At 62.5% G+C, this 11,949-nt stretch carries 11 protein-coding genes; 7 read left to right on the top strand and 4 right to left on the bottom strand.

What is annotated here, in order from left to right; all coding sequences use genetic code 11:
• Window positions 1-31: 31 nt before the first annotated feature.
• Window positions 32-1,558, bottom strand: a complete 1,527-nt coding sequence (locus tag ACFUOZ_RS10980) for a sodium:solute symporter (protein ID WP_377547851.1) — start codon at window positions 1,556-1,558, stop codon at window positions 32-34.
• Entirely contained in the window at window positions 1,555-1,773 is a 219-nt protein-coding gene (locus ACFUOZ_RS10975; RefSeq protein ID WP_377547849.1) for a hypothetical protein, read from the bottom strand. The genes ACFUOZ_RS10980 and ACFUOZ_RS10975 overlap by 4 nt, the downstream gene beginning before the upstream one ends.
• 171 nt (window positions 1,774-1,944) lie before the next feature.
• Here ACFUOZ_RS10975 and ACFUOZ_RS10970 point away from each other — a divergent pair, with 171 nt between their 5' ends.
• From ACFUOZ_RS10970 to ACFUOZ_RS10950, 5 genes are all read left to right on the top strand, one after another.
• Window positions 1,945-2,931, top strand: a complete 987-nt coding sequence (locus ACFUOZ_RS10970) for a LacI family DNA-binding transcriptional regulator (RefSeq protein WP_377547847.1) — start codon at window positions 1,945-1,947, stop codon at window positions 2,929-2,931.
• Between the two features lie 73 nt (window positions 2,932-3,004).
• Window positions 3,005-3,355 (top strand): hypothetical protein, encoded by a 351-nt coding sequence (locus tag ACFUOZ_RS10965; RefSeq protein ID WP_377547845.1) that lies wholly within the window; start codon window positions 3,005-3,007, stop codon window positions 3,353-3,355.
• A 281-nt stretch (window positions 3,356-3,636) separates the two neighbouring features.
• Window positions 3,637-4,302, top strand: a complete 666-nt coding sequence (locus ACFUOZ_RS10960; RefSeq protein WP_377547843.1) for a GntR family transcriptional regulator — start codon at window positions 3,637-3,639, stop codon at window positions 4,300-4,302.
• The gene (locus tag ACFUOZ_RS10955; RefSeq protein ID WP_377547841.1) at window positions 4,299-5,477 is read left to right on the top strand and encodes an MFS transporter; all 1,179 of its coding nucleotides are present in this window, start codon (window positions 4,299-4,301) and stop codon (window positions 5,475-5,477) included. The genes ACFUOZ_RS10960 and ACFUOZ_RS10955 overlap by 4 nt, the downstream gene beginning before the upstream one ends.
• Window positions 5,478-5,547: 70 nt before the next feature.
• Window positions 5,548-5,841, top strand: coding sequence for a hypothetical protein (locus ACFUOZ_RS10950; protein WP_377547839.1), 294 nt, complete (start codon window positions 5,548-5,550; stop codon window positions 5,839-5,841).
• A gap of 7 nt (window positions 5,842-5,848) precedes the next feature.
• Here ACFUOZ_RS10950 and ACFUOZ_RS10945 read toward each other — a convergent pair whose 3' ends face one another.
• The gene (locus ACFUOZ_RS10945; protein ID WP_377547837.1) at window positions 5,849-9,259 is read right to left on the bottom strand and encodes an SNF2-related protein; all 3,411 of its coding nucleotides are present in this window, start codon (window positions 9,257-9,259) and stop codon (window positions 5,849-5,851) included.
• A 165-nt stretch (window positions 9,260-9,424) separates the two neighbouring features.
• Here ACFUOZ_RS10945 and ACFUOZ_RS10940 point away from each other — a divergent pair, with 165 nt between their 5' ends.
• Entirely contained in the window at window positions 9,425-10,273 is an 849-nt protein-coding gene (locus ACFUOZ_RS10940; RefSeq protein WP_377547835.1) for a hypothetical protein, read from the top strand.
• 131 nt (window positions 10,274-10,404) lie between these two features.
• Here the strand turns inward: ACFUOZ_RS10940 and ACFUOZ_RS10935 are convergent, their stop codons facing one another.
• Complete coding sequence (locus tag ACFUOZ_RS10935) at window positions 10,405-10,752, bottom strand: hypothetical protein (RefSeq protein ID WP_377547833.1); 348 nt, start codon at window positions 10,750-10,752, stop codon at window positions 10,405-10,407.
• A 121-nt stretch (window positions 10,753-10,873) separates the two neighbouring features.
• On the opposite strand from ACFUOZ_RS10935, the gene ACFUOZ_RS10930 reads away from it, so the two are divergent.
• Window positions 10,874-11,809 carry a hypothetical protein gene (locus ACFUOZ_RS10930; RefSeq protein WP_377548197.1) on the top strand — a complete coding sequence of 312 codons (936 nt, stop codon included), beginning with the start codon at window positions 10,874-10,876 and terminating at the stop codon, window positions 11,807-11,809.
• Window positions 11,810-11,949 lie beyond the last annotated feature (140 nt).

Below are 11,949 nucleotides of genomic sequence, written 5' to 3'. Positions count from 1 at the left end.
GGGAACGCGGGTCGGGTGATTGGCCGGTTGCTTATGCGCTGGCGTGATCGTCGGCGGTGTGGGGCGCCGGTTGGATATTTGGTGTCCTCTTCAGGTCGTCGAACAGTGTGTTGACTCGTTGCTGCTCGGCTGCCGGGGCCGGTTTGATGAGGGAAACCGCCAAGTAGACGGCGAGGTTGACGATCAGTCCGGCGACTCCGGAGGTCAGCCCGCCGAGCCACGGAATCGAGAGTGGACTGGGGTACATGATCTCCAGGACCGCAGCTGTAAGGGTTCCGGTGACCATGGAAGCGGTAGCGGCGGCAGCAGTGCCGCGTCTCCAGAAAATTCCAAGCAATAGAGTGGGTGCGAGCTGGCAGACGGCCTGGTAGGACACGAAAGCGATGGCGATGAGGCCTGAAACTTGGTTTGCCATGAGAAGCGCTGCACCCGCGGAGATCGCAGTGATGACGGCGACCGCGATTTTTGCGCCCTTTGAGGACTCCACACGCTCCCTGCCCCGGCCGCCGATGACATCGTTGACAACTTGGGTTCCGACGGCTTGGAGGTTTGCTCCAACATTGCCCATGGTCGCGGCAACAACGCACACGCCTGCCACGGCGATGCCCACCGCACCACCAACGCCGGCGAGCGTGAACCACACAGTATCCGGAGCGTCGGCTACCCCCGGCACGCTGGATGCGAGCAGGCAAGCCGTTGTCAGTGCGCCGGAGAAGAGAAGCATGATCGGGGCGGCCTGGACGGCTGATTTCTGCACGGTGCGAGGGGTCCTCACGCTGAACATCCGGACGAAAAGATCAGGCCAGCACCAGGCCCCCATCATGCCCGTGAACATCAAGGAGAACAGGTAGAGCGGACCCGCCGGGCTGTCCGGGCCGGGCAAAAGGAGCAAGGCAGGGGATACCTCGCCGAATCCGTGTCCGTTGGTGAACAACCACACGAGCAGCCCAAGGATCAGAAGGAAGCCGATTCCATACGCGAAGAGACCTTGGACCATGTCGCTGATGATGAGCCCGCGGGTCCCAAGGCGGACAGTCCAGATTTGGCGGGCTGCGATGAAGAGGACACCTATCACCACCGCTAGATAGGGGGAAACGGCTCCGAATGACAGCGTGGAGAAAACCAAGCCGAGGGACTGCATGCCCAGCACCACCCATGGGATGGAGGCAACAACGCCGATTATTGCAGCAATGACCCGGACCGTGCGGGAGTTGTAGCGGAGGCCAAGAAGATCCGCTTGCGTACGCAAGTCATGGATTCGGCCCCACTTGTTGACGGGCGTGCCCAGGAAGAACATCAACACCACGCTGAGCAACGAGTAGGAAAGTGAGTAGAACCCGATGACTCCCGCGCTGGCAGTCAGTCCAGCAAAAGCAATAAAAACCGTACCCGCGATCCAGGTGTTGAGGAAGGCCATGGTGCCGAAGAAAGAGTTGAAGGACCTGCCTCCCGTTGCGTATTCGCTCAGGGACGAGTCCCCGCGCTTGCTGCGGTTCATAACAACAACAACCAGGAGAGTGAAGAGAAGGATCGCTCCGTAACCGATCATCATGTTCATCGGACATCCTCCTCTTCCTTGTTGCTTGTCATCCAGAGGGCGAACAAGGACAGCGTGACCAGGGCGTTGGCCCCAAGGAAATACCAGACGGACATTGCGCCGCCATTGCCGAAGAACCAATGGATAGGTGGGGCGAGCAAGATCAGGAGGTCGAAGGCGAAGATCGCTCTCCGGATGTAGCGTCGGCGATCCGAAGCTGAGACGACGAGGGACATTGGGGATCCGTTTCTTCCGGAGCATCATTGGCCGGATGATGAGGGTTTGAAGTTTGCGGGAACGTTCCCGCAATTCCAGTGTCCGCCGTCACATCGCCCGTTGTCAAGGGAAAATTTGGCCGGAGGATTCCAGTGAAGGGTTATATGTGCTCGTCCGCCTAGGATGGAGGAATGGCGAGAAGCAGGGCGACAATAGTGGACATTGCGCGCGAGCTTGGCCTCTCCAAAACGACAGTTTCCAGCGCGCTCGGTGGAACCGGCCGGATCTCCGACGAGAAGCGCCAACTCATCCAGGAAACAGCAAAACGCCTCGGCTACGTCACCAACCGGGCGGCCCGCAGCCTGCGCGTGAACCGGATCGGCACCATCGGCCTGTACGTTCCGCCAGTGGCGCGAAGTCTTGCTTTTTACATGGACTTTGCCTTCGGCGTCACCGAGGGCGCGGCCGCAGCTGACTACGACGTGACACTCTTCGCCCGGGATCTGACCCCCAAAAGAGCCTTCCAAGTGGATGGCGCGATCGCTATCGACCCCTCACCCGGGGAACCATTGGTGGCTACCATGCTGGCGGAGGGCATCCCCACTGTAAGCGTCGGCAGGTACTCCGGCCCGGGCGAAAACGGTATCCAGGCGACACTCGAAGCCCATCACGCGGAACTGCAGACCGAGGTGCTGGATCATCTGTTGATGAGGGGCCGACGCAATCCGGTGCTGCTCGCGGTGGACGATGCCATCGCCTCGTCCTGGGCCGTGGACACGCGCGCAACATTCACTCGTTGGTGCTTGAGGAACGGGATATCCGCAAGGGTCCTGGAAGTTGGAGCCAATGCATCTCCACGGGACTTGGTTGCGGCCATCACCGAGGCAGTGGACGTGGAAGGTGCCGACGCATTGGTCTGCGGCGCGCAGGGACACGCGGCGCAGTGCCAGATAGTCCTGGAGGGCCGCGATCTCTCCCTTGGCAGGGATCTGGACGTCGCGTCGCTCGCAGGAGCGGCCCATCTTGAGGTCGGAAACCGGCTCATCAGCGCCATCGATTTAGCACCTCGCGAGTACGGAAGGGCCGCAGCGGAACTGCTGGACGCCGTCGTGCGTGAGCCTCTCAGCCAACCGGTCCACCGGTGGTTCGACGGCGCCACCGTCCAGCTAGCCCGCTGAGAAGGTGGCGCCGATGCGTGGGCTTGGCCCAGCTCTGTTTACAATCAAAGGGACGTCGACCACTGAGGGAACCATGAAGAAACTCACCACTGTCCTGATCGCTGCCGGGCTGCTTGTCTCGGCCTCCGCCTGTTCCGCTCAGCAGCAGCTGACCACCAAGGAAACCTGCGACCGCGTGAACGTCGCCGCGGCCGGCGGCATCTCACAGGTCCCGAGCCAGACCCTGTCGAACCGTGCAGCCAACGCCGTCCGACCCATCGAGCCGGTGGCATCTGACGAAATGAAGCCAGTGGTCACCGCCATCCTGGAATACCTGGACGAGCAAGCCAAAGAGACCCCGGACGAAGCCCGGATGGGTGAACTGACCGAAGCCTTCCAAGAGGCCGGCGCCAAGTTCGGCCAGCTCTGCTCCGCCGGACAGTAACCCCAAGCGTTCCGACGCTCCCTCACCAGTGCTCTTCCGGAGCTGCCGGTGGGGGAGCGTTTTTCTTTTCCCTGCCACCCTCTGGCACATCCCCGTGCCTTGGGCGTATCGCTCCCGCACTTTCTTGAAGCAAGTGATCGAGGGTCGCAGGGAAGGTAATGGGACGTGACGGAGGGTTTGACGTGGTGCAGTAGGCGGGACCCTGGGCGGGGCGGACAATCACTCGGCGCAGCATGGTGTATAGATGTATACAAGTACACCTTCTCTTTACGGCGGCAGCATTGGCAGACTCACAAGCCCGGAACACTGGAGCGCACCTCGTCTACAGCGAGCTCAAACGGCGAATCCTCAGCCTGGAACTCAAGCCCGGGGAGCGCATCTATGAACCCGCCATGGCGAACGAGCTGCAGGTCAGCCGGACCCCACTGCGGGAAGCGATCCGCAGGCTGATCTCTGAAAGCCTCCTGGAGCAACAACCCACCGGTGGAGTGCTGGTTCCGGTGCTCGACGAAAAAGCCATCTCAGAGTTGTACGACGTCCGTGCCGCCTTGGAATCCCTGATGGCCCAGGAAGCGTGCGCCAACGCCACCGCGGAAGACCTCGAAGAACTTCGCGGGATCGTGGCCCGCAACGCAGCGCTGGTGGAGTTCGCGGATGAAGCGATGAAGTACGGGGTAGCTCTGCACGCTGCCATCGCCAGGATCGCCGGCAACTCCTGGGCCCAACGCTTTCACGGGCAAATCTCCAGCCACGTGGAGCGCTACCGATACTTCACCAACAACGCTCCCCAACGGCGCGACGAAGCACTTGCCAACCATCGGCTGCTGGTGGATGCCATTGCTTCCAAGGATGCTGAAAAGGCGGGCCGGATTGCTTTCGACCACGTCATTGGTGCCCGCGATGAAACCTTACGGGTCATTTCACAGCAAGGTCTCGACGTTCGATGATCGGCGAACTCGGGCGCCGTTCGTCTACAGCACTCCTCATCCACTCGGCACTGATACAAGCAGTGACTTTCCTGGTCCGGCCAGCTGCCACCTACAGGGCACTGGAACTCGACGTCCCGGCCTTCGCTCTCGGCGTCCTGGCAGCCAGTTACGCTGTCTTCCCGTTGCTGCTCGCGCTGCCGATTGGCGGACTTGTGGACCGGTTGGGTGAGCGTCGCCTGATGGCGATCGGGTCCGCCGTCGTTCTTGGTTGTTCGTTGTTCCTGCTCTTCTGGGGGACGTCAGTGGCTGCGTTGGTGGCCGGAACGGCACTCCTGGGCGCGGGACAGCTGGCCTGTGTGGTGGGGCAGCAGGCGGTGGTGGCGAACAATGCGGCCTCGTCCCGTCTGGACTCGGCCTTCGGATATCTGACGTTCGCGGCGTCGCTGGGGCAGGCTCTTGGCCCGCTGGCGATCTCCGTGGTGGGCGGGGCTTCGGTGCACCCGAACACGCAAGCGATCTTTATCTTGTCGGTTGGCATGAGCCTGGTGTTGTTCCTGACCACGTTCGTTGTTTCGCGCCGTGTCAGCGGGCGGAACAGCAAGCCGAAAGCAAAGAATGCGCCCAAGGGTGGTGCGATCGCGCTGCTGAAGACGCCCGGCGTCGTACGGGCTCTCGCCACGAGCGCCACCGTTCTGGCCGTCGTCGACCTGACCGTCGTCTACCTCCCCGCGCTGGGCGCCGAGCGCGGACTGTCCGCCGCCACGGTGGGTCTCATGCTGACCGTCCGCGCACTGTTTTCCATGGTTTCGCGGATCGGACTGGGCAGCATGTCCCGCAAGCTGGGCCGGATGCGGCTGCTGGTGCTGAGCTTGGCCGTCTCCACCATCGCCCTTGCGGTAGCGGCGGTTCCGATGCCCGGTTGGCTGTTGTTCGTGGTCATGGCATTCCTGGGCCTCGGGTTGGGAATCGGTCAGCCGCTTACGATGTCGTGGCTTTCCGCTCAGGCCCCGGCCGGTCAACGCGGGCGCGCACTGGCATTGAGGCTGGCCGGAAACCGTGTGGGACAAGTGCTGTTGCCCAGTGCCATCGGCGTTGTGGCCGTGGGTCTGGGAGCGGCCGGAGTGTTCCTGGCATCGGCGGTTGCCGTGGGCGGGACGATGCTGTTGCTGCGGGGTGTTCGGCTGGACGACTGATCCGCCCGTCACGATCTGGCCCCTCCCCTCACTGCTAGTTAAGCGGGAAAGTGAGGGGGAACGGTTACCAGTGGAAAACAGCACTGTGTTCGTGATGTCGGATCCGGAGGCCTTGCCGGTGCGCTACTACAAGGCATGGGAATACTTCGTGCCGGGAGACGAAGTCGAGGTTAAGCAACCTGGTGCTGCTTTTGATGCAGGTGTGGTTGTGAATGTCATGCCGGATGGCAGTGGTGTCTGGGTCTACGTCAACGGCGTCGGGCAACGTCTGTTCAGCGTCGAGGAGGACGTGGCCATCACGGTCGTCAAGGGCGGGGAGCGCGGGGATATCACCGCGGCTCCGCCCGCCGGGAAGAAAACGTGACCCGCCCCTACTCCGCGAACAGCGCTGCCAGGTCCTCCGCAGTCAACGAGCCGCCGGCCAACGCGTCGCCTTCCATCACATCCGCGAACAGCTGCGACTTCTTGGCCTTCAACGCCATGACCTTTTCTTCAATGGTGTCCTTGGCCACCAGCCGGTAGACCATGACGTTCCGCGCTTGCCCAATGCGGTGGGTGCGGTCCACGGCCTGGGCTTCGGATGCCGGGTTCCACCACGGATCCAACAGGAAAACGTAGTCGGCTTCGGTCAGGTTCAGGCCGAAGCCACCTGCCTTGAGCGAGATCAGGAACACCGGCGCAGTGCCGTTCTTGAACTCGCTGACCACATCGCCACGGTTCCGGGTGCTGCCATCGAGGTAGCAGTACTCCACGCCCTCGGAATCCAGCCGTTCGCGGACCTTGCCCAGGAAACCGGTGAACTGGCTGAAGATCAGCGTCCGGTGACCCTCGGAGATGATGTCTTCAAGTTGTTCGAACAGCACATCGAGCTTCGATGACCGGACACCTGACAGCGAAGAATCCACCAGCGACGCATCCAAACTCAGCTGCCGCAGCAACGTCAGCGACTGGAAAATCGTGAAGCGGTTCTTGTTGACGTCGTCGATCAACCCCAGGATCTTCTGCCGCTCACGCTGCAGGTGGGTTTGGTAGACCTTCTGGTGCCGCGGGTTCAGCACGACTTCGAGAACCTGTTCCTGCTTGGGCGGCAGGTCCTTGATGACCTGCTCTTTGGTGCGGCGCATCATCAGCGGACGCACACGACGCCGGAGCTTGCCCAGCTGCGCCGAGTCACCGTTTTTCTCCACCGGCTTTTGGTAGTTCTCGGCGAACCTCTTGGGGCTCGGGAACAGACCCGGAGCCACGATGGACGTCAACGCCCAGAACTCCATGAGGTTGTTTTCCAGAGGGGTGCCGGTGATGGCCAGCTTGAACCGGGAAGGCAATTTCCGTGCGCACTGGTACGCCTTGGATTGGTGGTTTTTCACGAACTGGGCCTCGTCCAGCATCAGTCCGGCCCATTGGAAATAGGCGTAGGCCTCGTAATCGATCCGGAACAAGGCATAGGAAGTAATGACGACGTCGGCGCCCGCCATGGCCTCCGAGGGCAGCAGCCCGCTTTTCGCAAAGGTTTCCGAAACCGTGCGCACCACCAGGCCCGGAGCGAACCGTTGTGCCTCCAAGGCCCAGTTGCTCACCACGCTGGTAGGAGCCACAACCAGGAACGGAGCCCTGTCATTGCCGCTGGACACGGCCAGCTCCTTGGCCGCGCACATCAACGCGATCGCCTGCACGGTCTTGCCCAGGCCCATGTCGTCCGCCAGCACGCCTCCGAGGCTGTGCTTGTACAGGAAGCTGAGCCAGTTGAAACCCTCCAGCTGATACGGACGCAGCTCAGCGTTAAGGCCGGCCGGCAGCGGCAGCCCGGTCACGCCGTCGTCGAGCAGTCCGCCAACGGCCTCGCGCCAGGCGACGGCCTGTTCATTCACAATTCCGAGCTGTGCGAGCTCATCCCAGAGCCCGGCCTGGAAGCGGCTGATCTGAAGGGTGCCGTCCTTGTTGTCCGGGTTGTCCTGCAGCGAGCGGGCTTCGTCGATCAGGGCGCGGAGCTGGTGCAGTTCGGGCAGGTCCAAGGAGAAGTGCGCGCCGCTGGGCAGGAGCATGCGGGTTTGGCCGGCGGCGAGCGCGGAGAAGACGGCCGCGAAGGAGACGGGCTCGCCCTCGAGGGTGATCACGATTCCGAGGTCGAACCAGTCCCCACTTGCGGTCTCCTTGGTGGAGATGGACACCACCGGGGCTTCTTCAGCCTCGCGGTAGTCAGCGATGTCGCCGGAAGTTTCCACCACGACGTCGGGCAGTTCCTTGAGGGCGGGAAGGACCTCTTCGGTGAAGGCCAGTGTGTCCAGGCCGCCCAGTTCCGCGGTCGCAGCCAGGCGCGGGGCGCCCCATCCTCCCGTTGCCGACTCCGCGAGCGCAGGGACCAAGTCCCACGGCCGGCCGAGCGACTCCAGGATGCGGGCTTCTTCGGGGTCGTCGCGGTAGCCGCGGTCGTCCGGATGCCGCCAGAGTGGCTGGGCGGTGACGAGCGTGCCCGAGGTGTAGTGCCATTCCCAGTGCAGCCGGACTTTGTGGTCGTTGCCGTAGTTGGCCAGGAGCGAGAGCGTCGGCACGGCCAGCGTGGGCAGCTCCACGGACTTGTCGGCGGCCTGCACGGGCGTGGATTGCCGCAGCTTCGGGTAGAACGAGGTGAGGAAGCGGCTCTCGTCCTCGGCGGGGATCTGGAGCGTCTGCCCCTCGGTGACGAACTCCAGCAGCTCGTCGCTGATGGCACCCTCAATCGGGGCAAGGGTGATCAGGTTGTTCTGCTGCGGCACTCCGGGCAGCGTTTCGCCGGAATGGGTAAAGAAGATGCCGGTGGCCGGCTTACCCAGGAAACCCAAGGTCCCGGGATCCACGGCCTCCCCGCCTACGGTGACGGACGGCGCAAGTTCCAGGCCGCCGTCGTGCGTTGCGCTTTCGGTTCCGTTCGCGTCCAGTCGCGCCAAACTGAGTCCGACGACGGCGGGTTGGGCCTCGACGCGGACAGGCTCGCTCCCAGCGGAGTGGACGAGCGGGAGGCCAGCCTTTTTCGCCTCATCGAGGAGGGCCCACAGGTTCTTGGCGGCGAAGTCGTTCAGGCTCAGCCACATCGCGCCCGAGGGCTGTTGCCGGCCGTTGCTGGAACCGTGCGCTGCCAGGAAAGTCTGAAGCCACTCGACGTGGACTTCGTTGAATTCGCGCCGGAAACTGACATAGCTCAGGTTGTTCCAGGACACGTCGCCGCGGATCCACTTGCCCTTGGCACCCATCATGACCGGGCGTGCCTTCAATTGGCGGACGCTGCGCATGGGGTCGCGCCGTCCTGTGTAGGAGAAGTGTGCGGCCGGTTCCTCCACTTCGAACTGGAGAGCCAGGGGGATTCCAGCAGCGGTGGGCGCAGTGCCGGGCTTGGCGATCAGCCTGTTGAGGGCTTGTTCCCAGGCCGGACGCACTGAGCCGATGTCAGAAGGTCTGGCCGTCTGGATGCCGGGCGCCTGCGACAGGAGCTGGGCGCGGATGGTGGGGTGGTCTTCGGCTGTGAAGAGCAGGGCCGCCACGTGCTTGCAGTCCTTGCGGACCGGGCAGCTACAGATCCCCACAGTGCAGCTCCAGCCGGCCGGTTTGCGGACCAGTTTGGCCGACGTCGAATAGGGTTGCGGACCGCTGCCGCGGACCTTGCCCAACAGGAGCCCGGTAGCCGGATCGAAGGAAATGCCGCTCACCCGGCTGCCCATGGCATACGCCAGTCCGGCCGCCAGGGAGCGGTCGTTGATGGCTGGAGTCTGAATGGCCAGTTCCCAGGATTCGTCTGTGGGGGACGGCATGCGTCGGGCTACTTTCGGCAGGAGGTTATCTGCTCAATCTTAGTCAGCCTGCAGCGGCCCCCAAACTTCGCCCACCGTTAACCTCCACCTCGATTGCGACGCCATTGCCACGCGTACTTTGTAGGTGTCCGGAGCACCATCAGCTTTCAGCAGTGAGGATTTCCCATGACTACCAACGAATACCCCGTCGTCCTGAACAAGACCGCTTTGGAAGCAGGCAACGCCGATGTCGTGGATTCCAACGTCAATGTTGTGAATGAGATGTACGCCGAGCTCCTCAACAGCGACGAGATCGCGCCGGCTGCGCTCAACAGCTACTTTGTGGACTTCTACCTGACCCAGGCACTCTCCGGCGGGTTCGCGCAGTATGTGTTTACCGCTCCAGAGCGTGAAGAGGTTGATGCCTATGTCCGTGCGGGCCTTGAAGCCATGGGCGCTCTCCGCCACTTGGAGCTCTTTAACCGCACCGCCTCAGCTTTTGATGAGTTGACGGAGGACGAAGCCGAAACCTACCTTGACGGCGAGTTGGCTGAGTCCGAGACGCCCGTCGCGGCCGTTGTGGCCCTTGAAGAACTCGACGGTGAGTTCGAGGCCCTGCTCGAGGAGGAGGACATCATCGATCTCAACGCCGTGTACCTCCGAGACCAGTCCGAACTGCTGATTCTTTCCGACGAAGAGATCGAGGCACACATCGCGGCGCGCGTCGCCCTCATCCCGGATCTGGCCCTGCGACAGGCGGAGGCCGAGGAGGAAGCCCTTCTCAACGCCCCCGAGTTCGAGGTCATCATCCGCGAGCTGTGCGATGTGGCCGGCTTTGCGCTGGAGAAGATCACCATGGGCGATCCGAACTACGAGCACGACGGCGTGAAGACCCTCGCCTGGCACTTCTCCACCGATCACGGCGACTACCTCATGATCGAGGACGACGAGGAGGCCTTCATGATCCACCCCGAAACCAAGGAAATCATCGCGGCCGTGGAGTTTGAGGAGTCCGACGAGTTCGTGGGGGCGTAGGGCTTCGATGCTGCCGGACGGCACACATCCTCCGCGTGCTGCTCCTTCGTCGCTTTGACGCACGCTTGCGGATGTTTGCCGTCCGGCCGGTTGGCTACTCCCGGCGAAGTGACTGCGGAGTCTTTGGGTGTTTAGGCGGTTTGTGCGCGGCGGAGCTTTACGAAGCCCCAGAGGATGGACGCTTGCCAGCAGACCAGCAGGCTTATCCAGATCCAGTCGAAGCCACGGTTCGTTGCGTTGAGGACCATCGCTATGACGCCCAAGGTCCAGGCAGTCTCCTGCAATGCAAGGAATCCCAGGTTCGGCGGATTCCTGGTGCTCTTCTCTTCTGCCATGTTCACTCCCCAAAAGTGTTGCAGTTCAGCGGTTCGGGGCACCTCGGTGAGGTGACCCGGCAACTCGTGGTCGACGTCGTCCGCTGTTTCAACCGTACGCTGCAGCGTTGGCTTGTTCCCCCACTTCGAGGGAAGCGTGCGCAATCGCCGCAAAGTTGCAGGCGGTTTCGCAGGGTTCCCGTTGTTTCGGGGTGGCTATCCACATAGCGACGCTCCGCTCTACCAGGGCAGGCCGGGCCCCGGTGATGCTGGACCGATGGAATCGATGTCAGCAACTGCGGTCACGCCCGTCTTGGCGCTGCCGTCGCGCGGCTACTTGTGGAGAACCGATGAACTACTCCGTTTCGGGCTAAACGCTCGAAGAATCAAGGCAATGGTGGACGCGGGGGAAATGCGGCGGCTGAGATACGGCTGCTACATCCGCACCAGCAAGTGGAACGCCTTGGGTCCTCGGCGGCAGGCGATGGAGCGCATCGTGGCGCACGCCCATGGCACGCTGACGACGTCGTCGGGCGGATTCGTGTACAGCCACCTCTCTGCGGCACGGCTCCATGGATTGTTCGTGTGGGGTGTCGACGACAAGGTCCATGTGCTTTCCGCAGTCAGGCCTTCTTCGGACCGCTGGGGCAAGGACGTCAAGGGACACACGGAGAGCTTTTCCGAAGAAGAGGTGGTGATGGTTCGGGGGCTGCGGGCGACCTCGCTGGAACGCACCATGTTCGACTGCGCGAGAATACTCAGCTATCCAAAGGCACTGGTGATCATGGACCATGGGCTGCGATTGGGCGCGGACATCCAAATGCTCACCCGCATGGCGGCGGCCTCCAGCGGCAAACGGGGTATCCGAACGCTGCGCAAGGCACTGGAGAACGCGGATCCGCGCTCCGAGTCCGCTGGGGAGACGCTCACCCGTGACCTGATGCAGAGATTGCGCATCAAGCCCCCTCAGCCGCAATTTGAGGTTCAAACCCGGATTGGCCACCATCGCATGGACTTCGCTTGGGAAGACGTGAAGCTGGCTTTGGAGTTTGACGGGCGAACCAAGTACTTCGACTACAAGCCGACGGAAGAGGTCATCTTCCAGGAACGCCGGCGTGAGAAGGCACTCATGGAAGATGGCTGGCGCTTCATTCGGATCGAGTGGAAGGACTTGTTCCAGGAACGGGCCTTCAAGGAACGCATCCTGCGGGCCCTTGGATGATGGGTGGCTCTGCCCAGTTCGCGGGAAGCCTGCGAGCGCGCCCGCAAATTCCCTGTGTGTCAGGCTGTTGTGTGACAGTTTGTGTGTCGCTTGTGGCCTGGCACGCGGGGCGGGGAAAGGTCCGTTATGGATTTTGTTGT

The sequence above is a fragment of the Paenarthrobacter sp. NPDC057355 genome, assembly GCF_042667405.1.
Lineage (GTDB): Bacteria > Actinomycetota > Actinomycetes > Actinomycetales > Micrococcaceae > Arthrobacter.
This window is presented reverse-complemented; position numbering and strand designations above follow the sequence as displayed.